Below are 25,017 nucleotides of genomic sequence, written 5' to 3'. Positions count from 1 at the left end.
TGCAAGGGGGAGAACCGTTGCCCTGCAGCGAATCAGCCGAGCTCGGCCAGCGCCTTGAGGACCCGCTCGTCGCTGACCGGGCCGGCGGTGGGCACCGGCTGGGAGAACTTCTGCAGCCGCAGCTCCTCCAGCGACCAGCGCAGGCGCGCCAGCTCGGGCGGCACGTGCGCGCCGGCGCGGCGCAGGTGGGCGGCGTACTCCTCGCGCACGCGGGCGAACTCGGCCGTGCGCACCCGGTCGCGCTGGGGGTTCTCCTGCGCGGTCTGCAGCCGGCGCAGGATCCCCTGCAGGTAGCGCAGCAGGTCCGGCAGCCGCTCGGCGCCGGTGCCGGTGACGAACCCGGGGTGCACCAGGCCGTCGAACTGCTCGCGCACGTCGGCCAGCGTCGGCACGAGCGCCAGGCTGGAGGTGCGCGAGACCTCCCGCTCGACCTGCGCGGCGGTGCGCAGCACCCGCAGGACGCGGTCGACGACCTCGGTGGTGCTCGAGAGCAGCCCGCGGCCGACCTGCTCGGCCAGGCGCGCGAACTCCGCGGCGGTGCGCACCGGCCCGCCGGCGGCGTCCAGGCGCGCCTCCACGGCCGCGCGCAGGCAGTCCTCCAGCACGGCGGCCGCGCCGCCGTGCGGGGCGCGCGCCAGCAGCAGCCGGGCGTCGTTGGGCAGCGCGGACTGCACGGTGCGCAGCGGCGAGGGCAGCACGAGCAGCAGCAGGCGTACCGTGCCGGCGCGGTGGGCCGCGGCGGCCTCGGCGGCGGTGGCGAAGGTGCGCAGCCCCACCGAGGAGCCCTCGTCCACCAGCGCCGGGAAGGAGACCACGTCGCTGCCGCGGCGCACGGTGGTGTGCGTCTCGGGCACCCGCGCGGGCAGGTCGTCCGGGCCGGGCTGCAGCGGCCACGACGTCGCGCCGGTGCGGCGCACCTCGTCGGCCGCCTCGGCGATGGTGGCGCGCACCTGCCCGGCCACCTGCTCGCGCAGCCGCGCGAAGTCCTCGCCCTCGGCCAGCACGGAACCGTCGGCGGCGGTGACCCGGAACGTGGGGCGCAGGTGCGCGGGCACCTTGGCGAGGTCGACGTCCTCGTAGTAGACCTCCGTGCCGTCGCCCAGGCGCGGCATCTCCTCCTCGAACGCCTCCCAGAAGTCGCGCTGGCGCGGCGCGACGCGCTCGAGGAAGCGCGCGGCCTTGTCGGGGGCGGGGGCGAGGTGGCGGCGCAGCTGCTTGGGCAGCGCGCGCAGCAGCGCGGTGACCAGCTCGTGCCGGAACCCGGGCACCTGCCAGGCCAGGTCGCGCTCGTCGAAGCGGTTGACGACCTCCAGCGGCACGTCGACGGTCAGGCCGTCGCGCGGCGAGCCGGGCTCGAAGACGTACGACAGCGGCAGCTCCAGGTCGCCCTGGCGCCACACCGCCGGGAAGTCCTCCTCGCTGACGCCGGCGTCGCCGGCCACGAGCATCGCCGGGTCGAAGGTCAGCAGGTCGGGGTGCTCGCGGCGCTCCTGCTTCCACCAGGCGTCGAAGTGCCGGCCGGAGACGACGTCGGCGGGCACGCGCGCGTCGTAGAAGGCGAAGAGCACCTCGTCGTCGACGACGATGTCGCGCCGGCGGGCGCGGTGCTCGAGCTCCTCGGCCTCCTCCAGCAGCTCGCGGTTGCGCGCGAAGAACTCGTGGCGGGTCTCGAAGTCGCCCTCGACGAGGGCGTGGCGGAGGAACAGCTCGCGCGAGAGCTCCGGGTCGATCGCGCCGTAGGCGACGGTGCGCCCGGCGACGATCGGCACGCCGTACAGCGTCACGCGCTCGGTGGCCACCACCGCGGCGCGCTTGCGCGACCAGCGCGGCTCGGAGTGCTGCCGCTTGACGACGTGCTCGGCCAGCGGCTCGATCCAGCGCGGGTCCACGGCGCCGACCACGCGCGCCCACAGGCGGGAGGTCTCCACCAGCTCGCCGGCGACCACCCAGTCCGGCGAGCGCCGCCCCAGCGACGAGCCCGGTGCCACGGCGAAGCGCGCGCCGCGCGCGCCGAGGTACTCCTGCTGGCGCGGGCCGTCGCCGCGGCCGCGGCGGGCGTCGTCGCGCCCGCGGCGCCCCTCGCGCTTCTCGTCCTGCTCGACCTTCAGGCCGATGTTGCCCAGCAGCCCGGCCAGCAGGGAGCGGTGCACGGCGTCGGCGTCGTAGGCGGGCGCGGGCACCTCCTCGCCCTCGGCGGGGGCGGCGACCTCCGGCACGTGCACCTCGGCGCCGAGGTCGCGGGTGACGCGGCGCAGCTGGTGGTAGGTGTCCTGCCACTCGCGCACCCGCAGGAAGTGCAGCATCTCGGCCTTGACGCGGCGCCGGAACGCCGAGGAGGACAGCTCGCGCTGCAGGTGCTGCAGGTAGTTCCACAGGTTCAGGTAGGTGAGGAAGTCCGAGCGCTCGTGGCGGAAGCGCGCGTGAAGCTGCGCGGCGCGCTCGCGCTGCTCCAGCGGCCGCTCGCGCGGGTCCTGCACGGACAGCGCCGCCACCACGACGAGCACGTCGTGCAGGCAGGAGTTCTTCCGCGCCTCCAGCACCATGCGGCCCAGGCGCGGGTCGATGGGCAGGCGGGCCAGCTCGCGGCCGGTGCGCGTCAGCCGCGGCACGCCGCGCTCGCCGGGGCGGGCGGCCTCCAGCGCGCCCAGCTCGGTCAGCAGCGCCAGGCCGTCGGCCACCGCGCGCGCCTCGGGGGGCTCGACGAAGGGGAACGCGGCGATGTCGCCCAGGCCCAGGGAGGCCATCTGCAGGATGACCGCGGCCAGGTTGGTGCGCAGGATCTCCGGGTCGGTGTACTGCGGGCGCGCCTCGAAGTCGGCCTGCGAGTACAGCCGGATGCAGATGCCGTCGGCCACGCGCCCGCAGCGGCCGGCGCGCTGGTTCGCCGAGGCCTGCGAGACCTTCTCCACCGGCAGGCGCTGCACCTTCGTGCGGTGGCTGTAGCGAGAGACGCGCGCGGTGCCGGCGTCGACGACGTAGCGGATGCCCGGCACCGTCAGGGACGTCTCGGCGACGTTGGTGGACAGCACGATCCGCCGGCCGGCGTGCGGGCGGAAGACGCGGTGCTGCTCCTCGGCGGTCAGGCGCGCGAACAGCGGCAGCACCTCGGTGCCGCGCAGGTCGCGCTCGGAGCGCACCAGACCCTCCAGCGCCTCGGCGGTGTCGCGGATCTCGCGCTCGCCGGGCAGGAACACCAGGACGTCGCCGGGGCCCTCGGCGGCCAGCTCGAGCACCGCGTCGAGGATCCCCTCGGTCTGGTCGCGGTCGTCGCCGGGCACGGGGGCCTCGTCGACGTCCAGCGCCTCGCCGGCGTCGTCGTCGAGCTCGCCGGCCAGCTCCTCGGCGAGCTCGTCGGCGGCCAGCGGGCGGTAGCGCACCTCCACCGGGTAGGTGCGCCCGGAGACCTCCAGCACCGGCGCCCCGCCGAAGTGCTGCGAGAACCGCTCGGTCTCGATGGTCGCGGAGGTGATGACGAGCTTGAGGTCGGGCCGGCGCGGCAGCAGCTGCGCCAGGTACCCCAGCAGGAAGTCGATCGTCAGGCTGCGCTCGTGCGCCTCGTCGACGATGAGGGTGTCGTACTGCAGCAGCTCGGGGTCGCGCTGGATCTCCGCGAGCAGGATGCCGTCCGTCATGACCTTCAGCAGGCTGTCCTCGCCGACGCTGTCGGTGAAGCGCACCGCGTAGCCGACCACGCCGCCGACCTCACCGCCGAGCTCCTCGGCCACGCGCTCGGCCACCGCCCGCGCGGCGATGCGCCGCGGCTGGGTGTGCCCGATGCGCCCGCGCCGCCCGCGGCCGAGCTCCAGGCAGATCTTGGGCAGCTGGGTGGTCTTGCCCGAGCCGGTCTCCCCCGCGACCACGACGACCTGGTGCTCGCGCAGGACCTCGGCGATGCGGTCCTTCTCCCGGCTGACCGGCAGGTCCGGCGGGTAGCGCACCACCGGCACCGCGGCGGCGCGGCGCCGGGCGCGCTCCTCGGCGGCCGCGGCCTGCGCCTCCACGTCGTCCAGCCCGCGGCGCACGGCCTCGGCGTCGCCGCTGCGCGCGAGCACGGCCAGCCGCCGGCGCAGGCGGTCCTCGTCGCGCAGCGACACCGACGCCAGGCGGGTGGCCAGGGCGGTGGCGCGCGGGTCGTCGGGCAGGTCGCGCGGGGAGCCGCCGCGGGATCCGGGGCGCCCGGTGCGGGGGGCCGAGCGCGCGGGGCGGGAGGGGCGGCGCCGCCCGGCGTCGGGGCGGCCGGGCCGGCTGGGGGGGCTCGACATGACCCCGCCATGCTACGGCGTCGCCCGCGGGCCCCGCCCGCGGCGAGCGGCGCGCGCCGGTGCGCCCGGGGCGCTCAGGGCACCGGCCAGACCAGCTCGCCGCCGGAGTACAGGCCCGCCACGACGTCCTCGTCGACGAGGGCGTCGAGGTCCGGCACCGCCGCGATCCGGCCGGCGTCCAGCAGGAACTGCGCCTCGGTGCGCACGGTGGCCACGTCGATCGCGCCCAGCGGCTGCCCGGCCGGCTGCGAGCCGCGCACGAGCTGCGCCTCGGTGGTCCACACCTGCTCGTTGTGCTCGGTGTCGTAGCCGGCCTGCGAGCGCTCGGCGGCGTACCCGACGCACTCGGCGGCGTGCTCCTCGCAGTGCGCGAACGCGCGCAGCTGCGCGCGCAGGAAGTCCTGCACGGCGGTGGGGTGCTCGGCCAGGAACGCCGGGGTGACGATCGTGGTGGCCATCGAGCCGGGCACCGCGTAGTCCTCGGGGTTCCACTCGACGACCTCCTCGCCGAGGGCGCGCAGGGTCAGCGGCTCGTTGGACTTGTAGGCCGTCAGGGAGCGCACCTGCCCGCGCACCAGCACGGAGGGGTCGTAGCCGACCTGGACCTGCTCGATGCTCGCCACGTCCACCCCCGCCGAGCGCAGCATGGCGTCGATCGTCACCGGCAGGGCGCCCTTGTGGCCCAGGACGGTGCCCTCGAGCTGGCTCAGGTCGGTGACGTCCGGGCGGGTGAGCAGGGTGGCCACCGGCACGTGCCCGAAGAGGGCGACGGCGGTGACGTCCACGCCGTTGTCGACGTTGACGAGGACGTCGGAGGCCCCGGCGATCGAGGAGACCTGCGCGGTGCCGGCGGCGACGAGCTGGGCGTTCTGCGCCGTCTCACCGCTGCCGGGCTGCAGCTCCACGTCCAGGCACACGGCGTCGAAGTAGCCCAGCGCCTCGGCGGCGACGGGGTCGAGGATGCTCGCCGACGCCTGGAACTGGTACCCGGTCAGGTAGGTGATCGTGCCGGCCGCCTCGTTCTGCGCGCACCGCTCGGCGCTGACCGCCGAGCCGCGCGCCTGGGCCGGGGCGGTGCCGGGCCCGCCGTCGCCGCCCCCCTCGCCCCCGGTGCCGCCGGAGCAGCCGGCCAGCAGCAGGGCGGCCGCGGCCGCGGCGAGGGCCGGGCGGCGCCGGGCGGTGGTCCTGCGGGTGCTCACGGGGGTGTCCTCCGGGGTTCGTCGGGGAGTTCGCGGGGGTGTTCGTCGGGGTGTTCGTCGGGGGTCTGGTCAGCGCTGCTGCGAGGAGTGCCAGGAGAGCACGCGCCGCTCGACGGTGGTGACCACGAGCAGCAGCAGGGCCCCCAGCAGGGCCAGGCACGCGATGGCGGCGAACACCCGGTCCAGCTGGGAGTTCGAGGAGGCCACGCTGATGACGGTGCCCAGCCCGGCGGTGGCGCCGGCAGCGGTGAACTCCGCGACGATGGCGCCGACCAGCGAGAGGGGGAAGACCACCCGCAGGGCGGCGAAGACGAACGGCAGCGCGCTGGGCAGGCGCAGGCGCAGCAGCACGTCCCAGCGCGAGGCGTGCACGGTGCGGAAGACCTGCAGGACCTCCCGGCGCACCGAGCGCAGGCCGGTGGCGGTGTTCATCAGCACGGGGAAGAACGTCGTCAGCGCCGCGACGAGGACCTTCGGCACGATCCCGAAGCCGAAGGCGACGACGAGGGCGGGGGCGATCGCGACGACGGGGGTGACGTTGAGCACGACGGCCAGCGGCAGCACCGCCCGGCGCAGCAGCACCGACTCCGAGACGCCCACGGCCACGGCGAACGCCGCCAGCGCCCCCACGGCGAGGCCCAGCAGCGCCTCCGACAGGGTGGTCCAGGCGTTGGCCAGGTAGAAGGCCGGCTCCCCCGCCAGCTGCGCGCCCACCGCGCCCAGCCGCGGCAGGACGTACGGGTTGGCCCCGGCCACGCGCTCCCACACCGCCGCGGCCACCAGCAGCGCCACGACGGTCGGCAGCCACACCCGCGGGTGCAGCGCGGCCGCCGGCAGCGCCCTCACGGCGCGCTCCGGGCGTCGGCGTGCCAGGCGTGCGAGAGCAGCTCGCGCACGCGGTGCTCGTGCTCGTGCATGGCGCCGGAGTCCAGCTGGGCGGAGCGGCGCGGGCGGGGCAGGGAGACCTCGACGGTGCCGGCCACCCGGCCGGCGGCCATGACCACGACGGTGTCGGACAGCAGCACCGCCTCGGTGATGGAGTGGGTGACGAACACCACCGTGGTGCGCAGCTCCTGCCACACGTCCAGCAGCTGCAGCTGCGCGGCCTCGCGGGTGAACTCGTCCAGCGCCGAGAACGGCTCGTCCATCAGCAGCACCTGCGGCTGCAGCGCGAAGGCCCGCGCGATCGCGGTGCGCTGCTGCATCCCGCCGGACAGCTGCCCGGGGCGCGCGTGCAGCACGTCGCCCAGCCCCAGCCGGCGCAGCAGCGCCTCGGGGTCGCCGGCGAGGTCGCAGCGCTCGGCGACGGCGGGCGCCGGCACGGGCCCGCGCCGGCGCGCGCCGGCGCGGTTGACCTTCTCCAGCACCCGCACGTTGCCCAGCACGTCCAGCCAGGGCAGCAGGGCGGGCGTCTGCGGCACGAAACCGACCATCTTGCGCTCGGTGGCGCGCGCGGGGGTCTCGCCGCAGATGCGCACCTCGCCGCGGTCGGGGCCCTCCAGCCCGGCGACCAGGCGCAGCAGGGTGGACTTGCCGCAGCCGGAGGGCCCGATGACGCTGACGAACCGCCCGCGCGGCACCTGCAGGTCGACGTGGCGCAGCGCCGTGACCGGGTGCCCGCCGTCCTGGTAGACCTTGCAGGCGTCGCGCACGTCCACGAACGGCTGCTCCCCGCTGCCGGCCGGCTGCTCCACCACGCCCCGACCCTACTCAGCGCACGGGCCGCTCCCGTCGCACGGGCGGGCGGGGCGGGGGGGCGGGGCGGTTCAGCCCAGCGCCCCGGTGACGGCCAGGCCCAGCGCCGCGGCGGCCGTGGTCGCCACCAGCGTCGCGGCGGCGTGCGCCGCGGCCGCCCCGGGGAGCCCGCGGCGCAGCAGGGAGAACGTCTGGAAGCACGCGGTGCTGAAGGTGGTGTAGCTGCCGCAGAAGCCGGTGCCCAGCACCGCGGTGAGCGAGCCCGGGGCGCCGCGGGCGACGACGAGACCGGTGAGCAGGCCCAGCAGCAGGCTGCCGGTGACGTTGACGAGGAGGACGGGCGCGGTGGGCCGCTGCGGCCAGCGGCGCTGCAGGGCCGTGTCCACGCCGTGGCGGGCCAGCGCCCCGGCGGCCGCCGCGAGCGCCAGCGCCAGCAGCGTCACGCGCCCTCCCCCGCCGACCGCGGCACCAGGCGCGCGCCGAGGGCGGCCCCGGCGGCGCACAGCGCGACGCCGGCGACCACGGAGGCCAGCGGGTACGCCAGCGCCAGGCCCCACGCCCCGTCGCGGGCCAGCAGGTCCACCTCCACGGCCAGCGCGCTGTAGGTGGTGAAGCTGCCCAGCAGGCCCGTGCCGACGCCCAGGCGCACCAGGCAGCGCCGGGCGGTCTCCGGGCCGCGGCGGGCCAGCGCCTCGAGCAGGACGCCGAGCGCGAGGCAGCCCAGCAGGTTCACCGCGGTGGTGGCCACCGGCCAGCCGTGGGCGGGCACCGGCAGCCACCGGGACGCGCCGTGGCGGGCCAGGGCGCCCGCGACGGCGCCGGCGGCCACCGCGAGCACCGTCGCCCCGGGCGGGCGGGGGGCGGGCGCGGGGGTGCTCACGGTGCGGCAGGCTAGGCCCCGCGAGCACGGCGAGCACGACGGGCACGGACACGGGCAGGGCACGGGCAGGGCACGGGGGGGCGTGGTGGAGCGGGGAGCGGCGGCGCGGGGAGCGGCGGCGCGGGGACCGGCGGGCGCGCAGCGCCGGCTGCGCGCGGTGCTCGACGGCGCCGGCTACGAGGTGCTGCCCTTCGGCGGCACCGCCGAGGCCGTGCTGGCCCACGTCCCGCGCAGCGTCCCGCTGACCGTCACGGCCTCCCCGTCGAGGGGCACGGACGCCACCCTGGCCCTGACCGAGCGGCTCAGCGCCGAGGGGTACCGCGTCGCCCCGCACCTGTCGGCACGGATGGTGCCCGACGCGGCGCGGCTGCGCGAGGTGGTGGAGCGGCTGCGCGCCGCCGGCACCACGTCGGTGTTCGTCGTCGGCGGCGACGCCCAGCACGCCGGGGAGTTCCCCGACGCGCGCTCGCTGCTGCAGGCCCTGCACGAGCTGGAGCACCCGTTCACCGACATCGGCATCGCCGGGTACCCGGAGGGGCACGCCTCCCTGGGGCGGGACGTGCTGGAGCGCTCCCTGGCGCAGAAGGCGCCGCTGGCCCACCACGTGGTCACCCAGGTCTGCTTCGACGCCGGCGCGATCACCGCCTGGGCCCGCGAGGTCGCCGCCCTGGGGGTGCACCTGCCGGTGCGGGTGGGCGTGCCCGGCGCGGTGGGCCGGGAGAAGCTGCTGCGCATCAGCGCCGGCATCGGCGTCGGGGAGTCGGCCCGGTTCCTGCGCAAGCAGCCCGGGCTGCTGCGGCGCTTCTTCACCCCCCGCGGTTACGACCCGGGCCCGGTGCTCGCCGGCCTGGCCGGGCAGTTCGACGCGCCCGGGCACCACCTGGCGGGCCTGCACGTGTTCACCTTCAACGACGTGGCGGGCACCGAGGCGTGGCGGCAGGATGCCCTGCGCCGGCTGGACCGGCACCGCTGAGACGCCGCTCGACGACGGAGGCCCCGTGTTCGCCATCGCAGTCCGCTTCGACCTGCCCGACGAGGCCTCGGCCCGCGCGTTCGACGAGCTCGTCGAGCGGACCGTGCCGGGGATCCTCGCGGAGGAACCCGGCACGCTGACGTACGTGCCGCACCGCGTGGAGGGCGAGCCGCTGGCGCGGCTGTTCTACGAGGAGTACGCCGACCGCGCCGCGCACGCCGCGCACGAGGCGCGCCCGGCCACCGCGGAGTTCCTGCGCCGCGTGGGCGAGCTGATCACCTCGGCGCGCGCGGAGCTGCTCACCCCGCTGGGCGGCTGAGGGTCCGGCCCGCGCACCCCCTCCGGTGCGCGGGCCGGCCCGGTCAGCTCGCCGTGACGGGCTCGCCGGCCCCGCCGGCGCCGCTGGTCGCGGCGGCGGCCAGCTCGGCGCGCACCTGCGCGGCGGCGGCCACGAGGTTGCGCAGCGCCGGGACGGTCTCGGCGTACCCGCGCGTCTTCAGCCCGCAGTCGGGGTTGACCCACACCTGCCGCGCGGGCACCGAGGCGACCGCCAGGCGCAGCAGCTCGACGACCTCCTCGCGGGTCGGCACGCGCGGGGAGTGGATGTCGTACACGCCCGGGCCGATGCCGCGGGCGAACCCGGCGCGCGCGATGTCCGGCAGCACCTCCATGCGCGAGCGGGCCGCCTCGATGCTGGTGACGTCCGCGTCGAGGCGGTCGATGGCGTCGATGACCTCGCCGAACTCCGAGTAGCACAGGTGGGTGTGCACCTGCGTGGCGTCGGCGGCGCCAGCGGTGGCCAGCCGGAAGGCGGCGACCGACCAGTCGAGGTAGTCGGGCTGGTCCGCGCGGCGCAGCGGCAGCAGCTCGCGCAGCGCCGGCTCGTCGACCTGCACGACGCCGATGCCGGCGGCCTCGAGGTCGGCGACCTCGTCGCGCAGCGCCAGGGCCACCTGGCGGGCCGTCTCGCCCAGCGGCTGGTCGTCGCGCACGAACGACCACGCCAGGATCGTCACCGGCCCGGTGAGCATGCCCTTGACCGGCCGGGAGGTGCGCGAGGCGGCGTGCGCGGCCCACGGCACGGTGATCGGCGCGGGACGGGCCACGTCCCCCCACAGCACCGGCGGGCGCACGCAGCGCGAGCCGTAGGACTGCACCCACCCGTGGCGGGTCACCGCGAAGCCGTCGAGGTTCTCCGCGAAGTACTGGACCATGTCGTTGCGCTCGGGCTCGCCGTGCACGACGACGTCCACGTCGAGCTCCTCCTGCAGCGCGACCACGCGGTCGATCTCGGCGCGCAGGAACTCCTCGTACTCGCGCTGGCCCAGGCGCCCGGCGGTGCGGGCGGCGCGCGCCGAGCGGATCTCGGCGGTCTGCGGGAAGGAGCCGATGGTCGTCGTGGGCAGCAGCGGCAGGTCCAGCGCCTGCTCCTGCGCGGCACGGCGCACGGCGTAGTCGCCGCGGTGCAGGGCCTGCGGCCCCAGCCGCGCGAGCCGCTCGCGCACGTCCGGGCGCACCACGCCGGGGGCGGCCAGCCGGTCGGCGCGCGCGGCGGAGCTGGCGGCGACGGCGGCGGCACCGGCGCCGGGCCGGCGCAGCGCCTCGCCGAGCAGGACGACCTCGGCGACCTTCTGGTCGGCGAACGCCAGCCAGCCGCGCAGCCGCTCCGGCAGGTGCGTCTCCTCCTCCACGTCGTGCGGCACGTGCAGCAGCGAGGTGGAGGTGCCGGCCACGACGGTGCCGGCCACGGCGCGCAGCTCCTGCAGGCGCTGCAGGGCGGGTGCGAGGTCGGCGCGCCAGACGTTGTGCCCGTCGACGACGCCGCCGACGAGGGTCTTGCCCTCCAGCCCGGGCACCGGCCCGGCCGGCGCGCCGCCGCGCACGAGGTCCACGGCCAGCCCCTCGACGGCGCTGGCGGCCAGCGGTGCCAGGAGGGCGCCCAGATCGCCGTAGGGCGCGGCCACGAGCAGCTTCGGGCGCACCGGGGCGGCGGCCAGCGCCGCGTACGCGGAGGCCACCAGCCGCGGCAGGTCCTCGACGCCGGCGGTGGCCGAGTCGCTGACCAGGGCGGGCTCGTCCAGCTGCACCCAGGCGGCGCCGGCGGCGGCGTGCGCGGCCAGCAGCTCGGCGTACGCGGGCAGCAGGTCGTCCAGGCGCTGGATGGGCGCGAAGCCCTCCGGGCTGCCGTCGGCGGCCTTGGACAGCAGCAGGAACGTCACCGGCCCGACGAGGACGGGGCGGGTGAGGAACCCGTCGGCCAGGTGCTCGGAGAACTCGCGCACCGAGCGGTCGTCGGCGAAGCGGAACTGCGTGCCCGGCCCGATCTCGGGGACGAGGTAGTGGTAGTTCGTGTCGAACCACTTCGTCATCTCCAGCGGGGCGTCCGCGCCGCGGCCGCGGGCGATGGTCGACAGGCCCGCCAGGTCCACGCGCCCGTCGGCGCCGACGACGTCGGCGAAGCGCGGCGGCACCGCGCCGAGGGCGATCGCGGCGTCCAGGACGTGGTCGTAGGCGGAGGACGCCGAGGGGATCGAGGCGTCGTGCGCGCGCAGCCCGAGGTCGTTCAGGCGGCGCACGGTGCTCGCGCGCACCCGGGCCAGGGCGCGCTCGGTGGCGGCCACGTCGGCCTCTCCGGCCCACAGGGCCTCCAGCGCCCTCTTGGTCTCGCGGCGCCGGCCGATGCGCGGGTAGCCGAGGACGGTGCCGGACCAGGCCGGCACCTCGGTGCCGGGCGCGTCCGCGGCGCCCGGGGCTCCGGCGGGGTCGTGCGGGGTCGTGCGGGACGGGGTGCTCATCGTGATCCTCCAGCCGCGAGCGCGGCGTCGTGGGGAACCGCGGGTGCCTGCGGCCGTCCGGCCGAGCTCGGGACCGTCGGGGTCCCGGCGCCGAGGTGAGCTCCCTCGAGCAGGTCCAGCGCCGCGGGCGCCGAGTTGAACGTGTAGAGGTGCAGGCCGGGGGCGCCGGCGCGCAGCAGGTCGCGGGCCAGGGCCCGCCCGAAGCGGGTGCCGGCGCGCCGGCGGGCCGCCTCGCCGTGCTCGGCGGCGGACTCCAGCAGGGCCAGCAGCTCGCGCGGGACCGGCACGCCGGTCAGCTGCTGCAGGCGCAGCAGCCGCGCGGGGTCGGTGGTGGGGACGATGCCGGGCAGCAGCGGCAGCGTGATGCCGGCCGCGCGGACCCGCTCGGTGAAGGCGGCGTACTCCGCGGCGGAGTAGGTCACCTGGGTGATGGCGAACGAGGCGCCGGCGTCCTGCTTGGCGCGCAGCGCCTGCAGGTCCCCGGGGCTGTGCGAGGCGGGGAAGGCGGCCACGGCCACCGTCAGCGGCGCCACCGCCCCGGCGCGCACCCGGTGGCGGCGGTCGGCCACGTGCACCAGCTCCACGAGGTCGCAGGCGCGCGTGACGGCGTCCTCGGGGGCCGGGTCGGGCAGCCGCCCGGCCGGCGGGTCCCCGCGCACGGCGAGGACGTCGCGCACGCCGCGGGCGAAGAACTCCTCCGCCAGCTCCACGACCTGCCGGCGGGTGGCGCCCACCGAGGTCAGGTGGGCCATCGCCACCGCGCGCGTCTCGCGGCGCAGGTGCGCCAGCAGCTCGCACCCGGCGGCGCGGGTGGTGCCGCCTGCGCCGTGCGTGACGGAGAAGAAGTCCGGCCCGGCGCCGGCCAGCTGCGCCACGGCGCCGTGCAGCGCGTCGCGCGCGGCCTCCGAGCGCGGCGGGAACAGCTCGAAGCTGAGGGTCGGGCGGCCGGCACCGCCGGCCACGAGCGCGGCGACGCTCACCGACCTCAGCGCTCCCCGCCCTGCGGGGGCAGCGCGGCCACCACCGGGTGGTCCGCCTCGATCAGGCCCGTCTTGGCCGCACCACCGGGCGAGCCGACCGCGTCGAAGAACTGCACGTTCGCCGCGGTGAACGCCGACCACTGCTCGGGCACGTCGTCCTCGTAGTAGATGGCCTCCACCGGGCACACCGGCTCGCACGCGCCGCAGTCGACGCACTCATCGGGGTGGATGTACAGCGAGCGCTTGCCCTCGTAGATGCAGTCGACCGGGCACTCCTCGATGCACGCCTTGTCCTTGACGTCCACGCAGGGCTGGGCGATCACGTAGGTCACGGCGCGGGGGTCCTCTCCGGCTCGACGGCGCCGACGAGGCCGGCGGCGCCGGTGCGCTGGGCGGGCACCGGGCGGGCGCGGCGGTGCCGGCGCAGCGCGTGGGCCAGGGCCACGGCCCCCGCCAGCAGCACCACGGCGTAGACGGCCCAGCGCACGGCGTCCGGGGCGCCCACCGCGTCGCTGCGCAGCAGGGTGCGCGAGTTCGTCAGGACGATGACGGCGCCGACGGCGGTGCCCAGGACCTGCGGCGGCGCGTAGCGCACCAGCCAGGCGGCGACGGGGGCGGCGATCAGGCCGCCGGCCAGCAGGGCGCCCACCCAGGCCCAGGCGATGCCCTGCGAGCCCAGGCCGACGAGGAACCCGGCGCTGGCGGCCACCGCGACGAGGAACTCGCTGGTGTCCACCGAGCCGACGACCTTGCGCGGCTCCAGCCGGCCCGAGGCCAGCAGCGCCGGGGTGCCCACCGGCCCCCAGCCGCCGCCGCCGGTGGCGTCCACGAAACCGGCGAAGAGCCCCAGCGGCGCGAGGAACCGGCGGCGCAGCGGCTTGCGCAGCGAGCGCTCGTCGAAGCGGGAGACGGCCGAGCGCAGCAGGACGTAGACGCCCAGCACCAGCAGCAGGGCGCTGATGACCGGCGCGGCGGCCTCGGAGGGCAGCGAGGAGAGCACGGTGGCGCCGGCGAAGGCGCCGGCGGCGCCGGGCAGGCCCACGCGCAGCACCACGCGCCAGTCCACGTTGCCGAAGCGCCAGTGGGCCGTCCCGGAGGCGAGGGTGGTGCCGATCTCGGCCAGGTGCACCGTGGCCGAGGCGGCCGCCGGGTTGGCGCCGATCGCCAGCAGCAGCGTGGTGGAGGTGACGCCGTAGGCCATGCCGAGCGAGCCGTCGACCAGCTGGGCGAGCAGCCCGACGACGGCGAGGAGGGCGATCTTCTGCACGAGGGGTCCACTTCGCTTCCCGGGGACCCGCAGGTCCGCGCTTGCCGGGCGCACGTCCGCGACCGGCCAGGTCCTCACCCGGAGCACCCCGCCGCGAGAGGAGGGTTGCCGACCAGCGAGCCGGGGCTTGACGCTGGTACTCGTGACCGCTCCCGACGGTAGGGGCACCCCGGACGCAGGTCAACAGGTTCGGCGCAGGTCGCCCCTGGGCGCCGCTGGGCGCCGCAGCGCGCCGGCGCGGCCGGCGTGTTGGAGCTGGCCCCGGCGTGCTCTACCGTGGACCCGTGGTCCAGCTCCCCGCCGTGCGCCTGGTCTCGCGCCGGTACGTCGACCTCATGCGGTTGCAGAGCACCTACGCCTGCCGCCGCGGTCGCGCGCTGCACCCCACCGCCTGAGGTTCCTCCTCACGAGGAGCCCGCTCCCCCGTGAGGTCCGATGACACCCGACGCCAGCACCACCTCCACCGAGCAGGGCCCGGCGGGCCCGCGCACCGCGGCGCGCCGGCCGCGCCCCGCGCGCGCCGGCGGCGAGGGCCAGTGGCGCGTGGACGGCACGACGCCGCTGAACCACAACGAGGAGTTCAAGGCGGCCGACGGCGGCCTGAACGTGCGCGAGCGCATCGAGCAGGTGTACGCGCACGGCGGCTTCGCCTCCATCGACCCGGACGACCTCAACGGCCGCTTCCGCTGGTGGGGGCTGTACACGCAGCGCCGCCCGGGCATCGACGGCGGGCGCACCGCCCAGCTGAGCGCGCAGGAGCTCTCCGACGAGTTCTTCATGCTGCGCGTGCGCATCGACGGCGGGTCCCTGACCACCGAGCAGCTGCGGGTGGTCGCCGGCGTCTCCGAGGAGTTCGCCCGCGGCAGCGCCGACATCACCGACCGCCAGAACGTGCAGCTGCACTGGGTGCGCGTGGAGGACGTGCCGGAGATCTGGCGGCGGCTGGAGGCCGTGGGCCTGCAGACCACCGAGGCGTGCGGCGACACCCCCCGCGTCGTGCTCGGCAGCCCCGTGGCCGGCATCGCCCGCGACGAGGTGATCGACCCCACGCCCGTGGTCGAGGAGATCGTCGAGCGCTTCATCGGCGACCCGGAGCTGGCCAACCTGCCGCGCAAGTTCAAGACCGCGGTGACCGGGCACCCCAGCCAGGACGTCGTCCACGAGATCAACGACGTCTCCCTCGTCGGCGTGGTGCACCCCGAGCTGGGCCCGGGCTACGACGTCTGGGTCGGCGGCGGGCTGTCCACCAGCGCCCACCTGGCACAGCGGCTCGGCGCGTTCGCCACCCCGGCCGACGCCGCCGAGGTGTGGCTGGGCGTGGTGAGCATCTTCCGCGACTACGGCTACCGGCGGCTGCGCAACAAGGCGCGGCTGAAGTACCTCGTGGCCGACTGGGGGGCCGAGCGCTTCCGCGAGGTGCTCGAGCGCGAGTACCTGGGCCGGGCGCTGCCGGACGGGCCGCCGCCGCCGGCGCCGCGCGGTCGCGGCGACCACGTCGGCGTGCACGAGCAGAAGGACGGGCGCCTGTACGTGGGCCTGTCGCCCACGGTGGGCCGCGTCAGCGGCGCGGTGCTGCGCGAGCTGGCCGACGCGGTCGAGGCCGCCGGCTCGCGCCGGGTGCGCCTGACCCCGCACCAGAAGGTCGTCGTCCTGGACGTCGACCCGGCCCGGGTGGACGCGCTCGTCGCGCGCGCCGAGGAGCTGGGCCTGACCGCCACGCCCTCGCCGTTCCGGCGCACCACGATCGCCTGCACCGGCATCGAGTTCTGCAAGCTGGCCATCGTCGAGACGAAGGCCACCTCCGCGCGCGCGATCGACGAGCTGGAGCGGCGCCTGGCCGGGGTGGAGATCGACACCCCGATCACGCTGCACGTCAACGGCTGCCCGAACTCGTGCGCGCGCATCCAGACCGCCGACATCGGCCTGAAGGGTCAGCTCGTGCAGGACGAGCACGGCGAGCAGGTGCCCGGTTTCCAGGTCCACCTCGGCGGCGGCCTGGCCTCCGCCGACCGCGCCGAGCCCGGCCTGGGCCGCACCGTGCGCGGGCTGAAGGTGACCGCCACCGGCCTGGCCGACTACGTCGAGCGCGTCGTGCGGCGCTACCTCGACACCCGCGAGCCGCGCGAGACCTTCGCGGCGTGGGCCCACCGCAGCGACGAGGAGGCTCTGCGATGAGCGAGAGCACGACGACCGCGACGACGACCGCGACGACGACCGCGACGACGACCGCGCTGCCGACCGCGACGACGACCGCGCTGCCGACCGCGCTGCCGGCCGCGCAGGGCGCGGCGGCGCCCCCGGGCCGCGTGCGCTCGGCCGAGCAGCTGCGCGCGCTCGCCGAGGAGGGCGCCGCGCGCCTGGCCGGCGCCGGCGCCGAGGAGGTCGCCGCCTGGGCGGCCGCGACCTTCCCCGGCACGCTGGCGGTGGCGTGCAGCATGGCCGACGCGGTCCTGCCGCACCTGGTCTCGCGCCACGCCCCGGGCGTGGACGTGCTGTTCCTGGACACCGGCTACCACTTCGCGGAGACGCGCGGCACGCGCGACGAGGTGGAGTTCTCCCTGCCCGTGCGCGTGGTGGACGTGCTGCCGCGGCGCACGGTCGCCGAGCAGGACGCCGAGCTGGGCCCGCGCCTGCACGAGCGCGACCCCGCGCAGTGCTGCCGGCTGCGCAAGGTCGAGCCCCTCGCCGGCGCGCTGGCCGGCTACGAGGCGTGGGTGACCGGCGTGCGCCGCGAGGAGGCGCCCACGCGGGCGCGCACCCCGCTGGTGCAGTTCGACGAGCGGCACGGTCTGGTGAAGCTGAACCCGCTGGCGGCGTGGACGTTCGACGAGCTGGTGGGGTACGCCACCGAGCACGCCGTCCCCGTGAACCCGCTGTTGACGAGCGGTTACCCCTCCATCGGGTGCAAGCCGTGCACCCGGGCGGTGGCCCCGGGCGAGGACCCGCGCTCGGGCCGCTGGGCGGGCACCGCCAAGACCGAGTGCGGGATCCACCTGTGAGCACCGCGGCGACGACCGCGCTGCCAGCCGCGCGTGCGGTCGCGCCGGCGGCCGACCCGCTGCGCGTGGACGACCTGCGCGCCCTGGAGGCCGAGGCGGTCCACGTCATCCGCGAGGTGGCGGCCGAGTTCGAGCGGCCCGTGCTGCTGTTCTCCGCGGGCAAGGACTCCATCGTGCTGCTGCGCCTGGCGGAGAAGGCGTTCCGCCCCTCCCCCGTGCCGTTCCCCGTGATGCACGTGGACACCGGGCACAACTTCCCCGAGGTGATCGACTTCCGCGACCGGCGCCTGGCGCGCGGCGGGCACCGCCTGGTCGTCGCCTCGGTGCAGCAGGCCATCGACACCGGCCGGGTGCGCGAGCAGGGCGGTCCGGGGGCCTCGCGCAACCGCCTGCAGACGCGCACCCTGCTCGACGCCCTGGCCGAGGGCGGTTTCGACGCCGCGTTCGGCGGGGCGCGCCGCGACGAGGAGCGCGCCCGCGCCAAGGAGCGCGTCTTCAGCGTGCGCGACCAGTTCGGCCAGTGGGAGCCGCGTGCTCAGCGCCCCGAGCCGTGGTCGCTGTACAACGGGCGCATCCACCGGGGCGAGCAGGTGCGGGTGTTCCCCCTGAGCAACTGGACCGAGCTGGACGTGTGGCGCTACGTGGCGCTGGAGGGCCTGGAGCTGCCGAGCATCTACTACGCGCACGAGCGCGACGTCGTCGAGCGCGACGGGATGCTGCTGGCGGTCTCCGACCTCACCCCGGCGCGCCCCGGCGAGCGGGTGCAGCGCCTGCAGGTGCGCTACCGCACCGTGGGCGACCTGACCATCACCGGCGCGGTGCGCTCCGAGGCCGCCGACGTCGAGGCCGTCATCGCCGAGCTGGGCACCGCCACCGTCTCCGAGCGCGGGGCCACCCGCGCGGACGACCGCACCTCCGTCGCCGCCATGGAGGACCGCAAGCGCGAGGGGTACTTCTGATGCGCGAACTGCTGCGCATGTCCACCGCCGGGTCGGTGGACGACGGCAAGTCCACCCTCATCGGGCGCCTGCTGCTGGACACCGGCTCCCTGCCCACCGACCACCTCGCCGCCGTCGAGGGCCCCGACGGCCCGGACCTGGCGGCCCTGTCCGACGGGCTGCGCGCCGAGCGCGAGCAGGGCATCACCATCGACGTGGCCTACCGGTTCTTCTCCACGGCCAAGCGCAACTACGTCCTCGCCGACACCCCCGGCCACGAGCGCTACACGCGCAACATGGTCACGGGGACCTCCAACGCCCACCTGGCCATGCTGCTGGTGGACGTGCGCGCCGGGGTGCTCGACCAGACCCGCCGGCACGCGCGCATCGCGACCCTGCTGGGCGTGCCGCACCTGGTGGCCGCGGTGAACAAGATGGACCTCGTCGACTTCGACCGTGCCCGCTTCGAGGCGGTGCGCGAGGAGCTGCGCGCGGTCGCCGAGCGCCTGGGCGTGCGGCTGCTCGTGGTCCCGGTGGCCGCCAAGCTCGGCGACAACGTCGCCCGGCGCTCGGAGCGCACCCCCTGGTACGACGGGCCGACGCTGCTGGAGCACCTGGACGCGGTGGAGGTGCTGCCGCCCGACTTCGGCGTCGGGCGGCTGCGGCTGCCCGTGCAGTGGGTCTCGCGGCCCGTGGCCGGGCGCCGGCGCAGCTACACCGGCCGGGTGGCCGCCGGCACGCTGCGCGCCGGCGACGAGGTGGTGGTGCTGCCCTCCGGGGCCCGCACCCGCGTCACCGCGCTGGACACCCTGGACGAGTCGCGCGAGGTGGCCGTGCCGCCGCTGTCGGTGGCGGTGGAGCTGGCCGACGAGGTCGACGTCGGCCGCGGCGACGTGCTCGTGGCCCCCGGCGCCGAGCCCACCGTCACCCGCGAGCTGCGCGCGCAGGTGTGCTGGATGCACACCGACCCGCTCTCCCCCGGCCGCCGGCTGCTGCTGAAGCACACCACCCGCACCGTGCGCGCCGAGGTCGTGGCGCTGCACGAGCGCATGGACTCGGCCACCCTGACCGAGGTGCCCGACCCGGAGGTGCTGCTGCTCAACGACATCGGCGCCGTGACGCTGCGCACGGCCGTCGACCTCGTCGTCGAGCCGTACGCGCGCAACCGCGACATGGGCGCCTTCGTCCTGGTCGACGAGCACACCCACGACACGGTCGCCGCCGGCGTGGTGCGCGAGGCCGTCGAGCGGCGCGCCGGGTCCCGGGCCGAGGAGGACGCGCGCTGGCGCCCGTCCACCGCGCACCGCGCGCACCCGGGGGCGGCGCTGTGGCTGGTGCCCGGCGAGGGCGCGCCCGACCCGGCCGACGTGGCCGGCGCCGTCGAGGCGGCGCTGCTGGCCGCCGGCCGGCCCGGGTACGCGCTGCGCGCGGAGAACCTGCGCGCCGGGCTGCTCGCGGACCTGGGCGCCTCGGCGCCCGAGCGGGCCGAGGCGCTGCGCCGCAGCGCCCAGGCGGCCCTGCTGCTGGCGGACGCCGGCGTGGTGGCGGTGCTGAGCGCCGAGGACGCGGACGCGGCCGAGGCGGCGGCGCGGGTGGTGCGCGCCGCGGGCGCGGCGGCGCACGTCGTGCCCCTGCTCGCCGGCGAGGACCCCGCCGCGGCCGCGGCCCGCGCACTGGGAGCGCTGGCACCGGGCGCGGAGGACGGGCCGGGCTGATGCAGCCGGTGCACCTGGACCTGCGCGGGCGGCGGGTGCTCGTCGCCGGGGGCGGCCCGCTCGCCGCGGCCTCGGCCCGCGAGCTGGCCGGCGCGGGCGCGGACGTCCTCGTCGTCGCGGCGGCGTTGTGCGAGGAGCTGCGCGAGCAGCACGCGCGCGGGCGGGTGCGCTGGCGCGCGGGCACCGCGGCGGAGGCCGACCTCGTCGGCGCCTGGCTCGTGCACGCCGCCACCGGCGACGCGCGCGAGGACGCCGCGGTGGCCGCCCTGGCCGAGCGGCACCGGCTGTGGTGCGTGCACCCGGGCGACCCGGCGACCGGTTCCGCCGCCGCGCCGGCCGTGGTGCGCCGCGACGACGTGGTCCTCTCCGTCGGCGCCGGGGCGGACACCGGCCGCACCCGGGCGCTGGCCGCCGCGCTGGGCCACCACGTGGACTCCGGGGGTGCCCCGCTGCGCCGGCACCGCCGCGGGCGCGGGCGCGTCGTGCTCGTCGGCGGCGGCCCCGGCGAGCCGGAGCTGCTGACCCTGCGCGGGCGCCGGCGCCTGGCCGAGGCCGACGTGGTCGTCGTGGACCGCCTGGCCCCCACCGGGGTGCTCGCCGAGCTCGACCCGGACGTGCAGGTCGTCGACGTCGGCAAGGCCGCCGGGAACCACCCGGTGCCGCAGGAGGAGATCAACCGCGTCCTCGTCGACGCGGCCCTGGCCGGGCGCACCGTGGTGCGCCTGAAGGGCGGGGACCCCTACGTGCTCGGCCGCGGCGGCGAGGAGGTCCTGGCCTGCCGCGAGGCCGGCGTGGAGGTCGAGGTCGTGCCCGGGGTCACCAGCGCCTTCGCGGTGCCCGCCGCCGCCGGCATCCCCGTCACCCACCGCGGCGCCGCGCGCTGCGTCACCGTGCTCTCCGGCCACGAGGACCTCGACGAGGACGACCTGCACGCCCTCGCCTCCCTGGACGGGACCCTCGTGGTGCTCATGGGCGTCACGGCGCTGGAGCGCCTGGCCGCCGCCCTGCTGGCCGCCGGCAAGGACCCGGCCACCCCCGTCGCCGTCGTGCAGGACGGCTGGAGCCCACGCCAGCGCACCACCACCGCCACGCTCGCCGACGTCGCCGACGTCGCGCGCGCGGCCGGGGTGCGCGCACCGGCCGTCGTCGTGGTCGGCGAGGTCGTCGAGGCGCTGCGCGGCCCCGTCGGCTGAGAACCCCGGGCGCACGCGACCCCGGGCGCACGCGGTGGCGGGCGCACGCTCCCGGGCGCGCGACGGCCCCGGGACCGCGGCTCGTCACCGCGGGTCCCGGGGCCGTCGTGCGCGGGCCGCTCCGCGCTCAGCGCTCGCCGGGCTCGGTGCCCACGACGATGGGCGCGCGCACCGCGTTGCCCCACTCCGTCCAGCTGCCGTCGTAGTTGCGCACCTTCTCCAGCCCCAGCAGGTGGGTGAGCACGAACCACGTGTGGCTGGAGCGCTCGCCGATGCGGCAGTACGTCACGGTGTCCGTCTGCGGGGTCAGCCCGGCACCGGTGAAGTAGATCTCCTCCAGGGCCGCGCGGTCCTTGAACGTGCCGTCCTCGTTCGCGGCCTTCGCCCACGGCACGCTGGCCGCGCCGGCGATGTGCCCGCCGCGCAGCGTGCCCTCCTGCGGGTAGTCGGGCATGTGGGTGCGCTCGCCGCTGTACTCCGGCGCGGAGCGCACGTCCACCAGGCCGCCGCGGTGCTCGCGCACGTCCTGCGCGAAGGCGCGCACGCGGCTGTCGTCGCGCTCGACGACGGGGTACTCGGTGCGCTCGCGCTGCGGCGCCTCGGTGGTCAGCTCGCGGCCCTCGGCGGCCCACTTGGCGCGCCCGCCGTCGAGCAGGCGCACGTCCTCGTGGCCGAACAGGGTGAACACCCACAGGGCGTAGGCGGCCCACCAGTTGCTCTTGTCGCCGTAGAGCACGACGGTGTCCTCGCGGCGGATCCCCTTGCGCGAGAGCAGCTCCGCGAACGCGGCGCCGTCGAGGTAGTCGCGGGTGACGGGGTCGTTGAGCTCGGTGTGCCAGTCGACCTTCACGGCGCCGGGGATGTGGCCGGTCTCGTACAGGAGGACGTCCTCGTCGCTCTCGACGACGACCAGGCCCTCGCGGCCGAGGTTCTCGGCGAGCCATCCGGTGCTGACGAGCTTCTCGGGGTGCGCGTACTCGGCGAACTTCGCCTCGGTGGTCGCGTCGGTGGACGTGGACATGCGTGGCCCTCCAGGGCGTGTGCGGGGTTCTGCGGGCTGGTCGGGGTCGTGCGCTGCGCTGCGTTGCGCGCGGTTGCGCGGTGGTGGTGCGCGGGCCGGGGTGACCGGCCGGGCGGGCGGTGGCGGGGCGCTCCCCGGGTCCGCGGGGGGCGCCCCGCGTCGGGGGACGGGGCGGGTGCCGGCGCGCGGCGTCAGCGACAGGCGGCCGAACCGCAGCGGCACAGGTCGACGTGCCGGCGCGAGTGCAGCTCGGTGGTGCGGTCGTGCGTCATGCCGTGCCCTCCATCGGTCCTGGCGGAAGCACCCACGCCCTCTGCAGGGGGGTTGCTGCGGCGTCGTCGAGCCAGGTCTCTCGGCCGCTCTCGATGGTCGTCGGCATACCGTGCCCGCTGCCCCGGCACCGTGTCAACCGCCGCACGGTGCGCCGCACGGGGCGCCGCACCGGCCACCCGCGGCCCCGCCGCGGGAAGTTCGACGGGGCACCGTGTTAAGGCTGGGTAACACCTGGGCGGCCCGGTGCCGCGACGGCGCGGAGCACCACTGAGCGTGACATATGGTCGGCGACGGCTGCCCGACACCGTCGTCCGGAGACCCCTCCGGCGGCCGGGCGCCGTCCGCTGAGACCAGGAGCACCTGCGTTGAGAAGAACCCTCTGCGCCGTCGTGGGCGCCGCGCTCGTCGCGGCCACGCCCGCCGTCGCCTCTGCAGCACCCGCCGCCCCCGCGGCCCCCGCCCCCGCCGCCGCGAGCGCCTTCGGCGGCGCCGCCGCGCCGGGCCCGCAGGGCGCCGGGCGCAGCCACGACCTGCCCAACCCGCTGGCCGACAAGCAGCGCGCGCTGCGCCAGGCCGGGCTGGAGAAGGTGCTGCGCGGCCAGGCCGCCCCCAGCGGGGACGGGAAGGTCGTCGAGGTCGCCAAGGGCCAGTACGTCGAGCTCGCCCGCGAGGACACCGACCAGATCTTCACCGTGCTCGGCGAGTTCGCCGACCTGCCGCACAACAGCATCCCCGCGCCGGACCGGTCCGTGGACGACACGACCATCTGGACGAAGGACTTCTCCCGGCCGTACTACGAGGACCTGCTCTTCTCGCAGGCCGAGGGCGACGTGTCGATGGCGAACTTCTACGACGAGGTCTCCTCCGGCCGCTACACCGTCGAGGGCGCGGTCACCGACTGGGTGCGCCTGCCCGGCACCGGCAAGTCGTACGGCGACAACGCGCTGGGCGACCGCGCGGCGTGGGGGTTCGTCAACGACTCCCTCAACGGCTGGTACGCGCAGCAGCTGGCCGCCGGCAAGTCGGTCGCGCAGATCGACCAGGAGCTCTCCCGCTTCGACCAGTGGGACCGCTACGACTTCGACGGCGACGGCGACTTCGACGAGCCGGACGGCTACATCGACCACTTCCAGGCCGTGCACTCCGGCGAGGGCGAGGAGGTCGGCGGCGGCGCCCTGGGCCAGGCCGCGATCTGGTCGCACCGCTGGTACAACCAGACCACCCGCGTGGGCACCGGCGGCCCGGCCGTCGGCGGCACCACCAACGCGCTCGGCGGCACCCGCATCGGGCAGTCGAAGTACTGGGTGGGCGACTACACCGTCGAGCCGGAGAACGGCGGCGTCGGCGTGTTCTCGCACGAGTTCGGCCACGACCTGGGCCTGCCCGACCTGTACGACACCTCCGGCAACTCCGGCGGCGCGGAGAACTCCACCGCGTTCTGGTCGCTGATGTCGTCCGGCTCGTACGGCAACAGCGGGCGCCCCGAGGACGGCATCGGCACCGAGCCGATGCACATGGGCGCCTGGGAGAAGCTGCAGCTGGGCTGGCTGGACTACGAGACCGTCAAGCCGGGCGCGAAGGTGAGCACCAAGCTCGGCCCGGCCGAGGCGACCACCAAGCAGGCGCAGGCCCTCGTCGTGCAGCTGCCCGACAAGGAGGTCACCACCACGATCGGCACCCCCTTCGAGGGCGGCGACTTCTGGTACTCCGGCGCCGGGGACGACCTGGACAACACCATGCTCACGCCGCTGCCCGCAGGAGCGAGCACGCTGAGCGCGAAGGTGAAGTACCAGATCGAGCAGGACTGGGACTACGCCTACGTCGTCTACTCCACCGACGGCGGCAAGACCTTCACCCCCGTGGCCACCAACCGCTCCGTCACCACCGACCCCAACGGCCAGAACTTCGGCCAGGGCATCACCGGCAGCACCGGGGGGCAGTGGGTGGACCTGAGCGCCTCCCTGGCGGGCGTGCCCGCCGGCGCGCTGGTCGGCTTCCGCTACTGGACCGACGGCGCGGCCACCGAGCCGGGCCTGCAGGTCGACGCGGTCTCCCTGGGCGGCACGCCGGTGACGAGCTGGACGCTGGACGGCTTCACCGTCAGCACCGGCACCACCACGGAGTCGTTCTTCAACGCCTACCTGGCCGAGTACCGCCAGTACCGCGGCTTCGACGCCAGCCTGGCCACCGGGCCGTACAACTTCGGCGACCCGGCGCACCCGGACCACGCCGAGCGCTACGCCTACCAGGACGGTCTGCTCGTCACGTACTGGAACACCCAGTACGGCGACAACAACGTCGGCGCCCACCCCGGCGGCGGCCTGGTCCTGCCCGTCGACGCCCACCCCGGGCTGCTGTACGAACCCACCGACGACGAGGGCACCAACCGCACCAACGGCGAGAGCTGGCGCCCGCGGGTGCAGTCCCACGACTCCACCTTCGGGCTGGAGGCCACGGACCGCTTCACCCTGCACGACCCGGACACCGGCAAGGCGGGCACCTACGGCGGCCTGCCCGCGGTGGCGACCTTCGACGACACCAAGGACTGGTACGTCGCGGCCGGTGAGCAGCCCGACGCCGACGGCTGGTCCGGCGTGGACGTGCCCAAGACGGGCACGAGGATCACCGTCGTGAGCACCAGCGCCCGCGACTCGTTCATGCAGGTGCGCGTCAACGGCTGACCCCGGCCCGCGCGAGGTGCAGCGGAGGCCCACCGGCGCACGCCGGTGGGCCTCCGTCGTCCCCGGGCGGCGCCGTCCCGGAGCGGCGCCGTCCCGGAGCAGCACCGCCTCCGTGCCAGACTGCGGGCGTGCTCCACGGGTGGCAG

At 76.5% G+C, this 25,017-nt stretch carries 18 protein-coding genes, 1 pseudogene and 2 riboswitches; of the genes and pseudogenes, 8 read left to right on the top strand and 11 right to left on the bottom strand.

The genetic code is table 11. The annotated features are described in order from the left end of the window. Nucleotides 1-32: 32 nt before the first annotated feature. The 6 genes from hrpA to ACRYMN_RS04000 form a co-directional block, all read right to left on the bottom strand. Nucleotides 33-4,262 carry an ATP-dependent RNA helicase HrpA gene (gene hrpA / locus ACRYMN_RS04025; RefSeq protein ID WP_432492210.1) on the bottom strand — a complete coding sequence of 1,410 codons (4,230 nt, stop codon included), beginning with the start codon at nt 4,260-4,262 and terminating at the stop codon, nt 33-35. Between the two features lie 74 nt (nt 4,263-4,336). Beyond that, nucleotides 4,337-5,461 (bottom strand): ABC transporter substrate-binding protein, encoded by a 1,125-nt coding sequence (locus ACRYMN_RS04020; RefSeq protein ID WP_432492208.1) that lies wholly within the window; start codon nt 5,459-5,461, stop codon nt 4,337-4,339. Between the two features lie 69 nt (nt 5,462-5,530). Continuing rightward, the gene (locus tag ACRYMN_RS04015) at nt 5,531-6,307 is read right to left on the bottom strand and encodes an ABC transporter permease (protein WP_432492206.1); all 777 of its coding nucleotides are present in this window, start codon (nt 6,305-6,307) and stop codon (nt 5,531-5,533) included. Beyond that, entirely contained in the window at nt 6,304-7,158 is an 855-nt protein-coding gene (locus ACRYMN_RS04010) for an ABC transporter ATP-binding protein (RefSeq protein ID WP_432492204.1), read from the bottom strand. Before ACRYMN_RS04010 ends, ACRYMN_RS04015 begins: the two co-directional genes overlap by 4 nt. A gap of 69 nt (nt 7,159-7,227) precedes the next feature. Next, nucleotides 7,228-7,599 carry a CrcB family protein gene (locus ACRYMN_RS04005; protein WP_432492202.1) on the bottom strand — a complete coding sequence of 124 codons (372 nt, stop codon included), beginning with the start codon at nt 7,597-7,599 and terminating at the stop codon, nt 7,228-7,230. Further along, the gene (locus ACRYMN_RS04000; RefSeq protein ID WP_432492200.1) at nt 7,596-8,036 is read right to left on the bottom strand and encodes a fluoride efflux transporter FluC; all 441 of its coding nucleotides are present in this window, start codon (nt 8,034-8,036) and stop codon (nt 7,596-7,598) included. Before ACRYMN_RS04000 ends, ACRYMN_RS04005 begins: the two co-directional genes overlap by 4 nt. Before the next feature lie 82 nt (nt 8,037-8,118). On the opposite strand from ACRYMN_RS04000, the gene ACRYMN_RS03995 reads away from it, so the two are divergent. Together ACRYMN_RS03995 and ACRYMN_RS03990 are read left to right on the top strand one after the other, a co-directional pair. Beyond that, on the top strand, nt 8,119-9,009 hold the full coding sequence (locus ACRYMN_RS03995) for a methylenetetrahydrofolate reductase (RefSeq protein ID WP_432492198.1): 891 nt from the start codon (nt 8,119-8,121) through the stop codon (nt 9,007-9,009). Nucleotides 9,010-9,034: 25 nt separating this feature from the next. After that, nucleotides 9,035-9,328, top strand: a complete 294-nt coding sequence (locus ACRYMN_RS03990; protein ID WP_432492196.1) for an antibiotic biosynthesis monooxygenase — start codon at nt 9,035-9,037, stop codon at nt 9,326-9,328. Nucleotides 9,329-9,371: 43 nt separating this feature from the next. Here the strand turns inward: ACRYMN_RS03990 and metE are convergent, their stop codons facing one another. Genes metE through ACRYMN_RS03970 form a run of 4 tightly spaced genes read right to left on the bottom strand, consistent with a single transcriptional unit; the run spans nt 9,372 to nt 14,051 of the window. Further along, the gene (gene metE, locus ACRYMN_RS03985; RefSeq protein WP_432492194.1) at nt 9,372-11,804 is read right to left on the bottom strand and encodes a 5-methyltetrahydropteroyltriglutamate--homocysteine S-methyltransferase; all 2,433 of its coding nucleotides are present in this window, start codon (nt 11,802-11,804) and stop codon (nt 9,372-9,374) included. Beyond that, on the bottom strand, nt 11,801-12,784 hold the full coding sequence (locus ACRYMN_RS03980) for a methylenetetrahydrofolate reductase (RefSeq protein WP_432492192.1): 984 nt from the start codon (nt 12,782-12,784) through the stop codon (nt 11,801-11,803). Before ACRYMN_RS03980 ends, metE begins: the two co-directional genes overlap by 4 nt. Before the next feature lie 5 nt (nt 12,785-12,789). Beyond that, nucleotides 12,790-13,116, bottom strand: coding sequence for a ferredoxin (fdxA, locus tag ACRYMN_RS03975; RefSeq protein WP_432492190.1), 327 nt, complete (start codon nt 13,114-13,116; stop codon nt 12,790-12,792). Next, the gene (locus ACRYMN_RS03970) at nt 13,113-14,051 is read right to left on the bottom strand and encodes a sulfite exporter TauE/SafE family protein (RefSeq protein ID WP_432492188.1); all 939 of its coding nucleotides are present in this window, start codon (nt 14,049-14,051) and stop codon (nt 13,113-13,115) included. Before ACRYMN_RS03970 ends, fdxA begins: the two co-directional genes overlap by 4 nt. Before the next feature lie 32 nt (nt 14,052-14,083). After that, a riboswitch (SAM riboswitch) is annotated at nt 14,084-14,199 on the bottom strand. Between the two features lie 287 nt (nt 14,200-14,486). On the opposite strand from ACRYMN_RS03970, the gene ACRYMN_RS03965 reads away from it, so the two are divergent. From ACRYMN_RS03965 to cobA, 5 genes and pseudogenes are all read left to right on the top strand, one after another. After that, on the top strand, nt 14,487-16,226 hold the full coding sequence (locus ACRYMN_RS03965; protein WP_432492186.1) for a nitrite/sulfite reductase: 1,740 nt from the start codon (nt 14,487-14,489) through the stop codon (nt 16,224-16,226). After that, nucleotides 16,223-17,050: a phosphoadenylyl-sulfate reductase gene (locus ACRYMN_RS03960; RefSeq protein ID WP_432492184.1), complete on the top strand. Its 828-nt coding sequence runs from the start codon at nt 16,223-16,225 to the stop codon at nt 17,048-17,050. The genes ACRYMN_RS03965 and ACRYMN_RS03960 overlap by 4 nt, the downstream gene beginning before the upstream one ends. A gap of 20 nt (nt 17,051-17,070) precedes the next feature. Further along, a complete protein-coding gene (gene cysD / locus ACRYMN_RS03955) occupies nt 17,071-18,009 on the top strand; it encodes a sulfate adenylyltransferase subunit CysD (protein WP_432492286.1) in 939 nt (312 codons plus the stop codon). Further along, nucleotides 18,009-19,544: pseudogene (locus ACRYMN_RS03950) on the top strand (sulfate adenylyltransferase subunit 1); the annotation flags it as partial. The gene cysD and the pseudogene ACRYMN_RS03950, both read left to right, overlap by 1 nt. Before the next feature lie 158 nt (nt 19,545-19,702). Continuing rightward, on the top strand, nt 19,703-20,896 hold the full coding sequence (cobA, locus tag ACRYMN_RS03945; protein WP_432492182.1) for a uroporphyrinogen-III C-methyltransferase: 1,194 nt from the start codon (nt 19,703-19,705) through the stop codon (nt 20,894-20,896). A gap of 127 nt (nt 20,897-21,023) precedes the next feature. Here the strand turns inward: cobA and ACRYMN_RS03940 are convergent, their stop codons facing one another. Continuing rightward, on the bottom strand, nt 21,024-21,917 hold the full coding sequence (locus ACRYMN_RS03940; protein WP_432492180.1) for a sulfurtransferase: 894 nt from the start codon (nt 21,915-21,917) through the stop codon (nt 21,024-21,026). A gap of 279 nt (nt 21,918-22,196) precedes the next feature. Then, nucleotides 22,197-22,289: riboswitch (SAM riboswitch) on the bottom strand. 266 nt (nt 22,290-22,555) lie between these two features. Here ACRYMN_RS03940 and ACRYMN_RS03935 point away from each other — a divergent pair. Then, the gene (locus tag ACRYMN_RS03935; RefSeq protein WP_432492178.1) at nt 22,556-24,871 is read left to right on the top strand and encodes an immune inhibitor A domain-containing protein; all 2,316 of its coding nucleotides are present in this window, start codon (nt 22,556-22,558) and stop codon (nt 24,869-24,871) included. Nucleotides 24,872-25,017 lie beyond the last annotated feature (146 nt).

The organism is Kineococcus gypseus (assembly GCF_050871305.1).
Taxonomy (GTDB): Bacteria; Actinomycetota; Actinomycetes; order Actinomycetales; family Kineococcaceae; genus Kineococcus; species Kineococcus gypseus.
The sequence above is the reverse complement of the archived record's forward strand: the minus strand, read 5'-3'. Positions and strand labels throughout refer to the sequence as shown.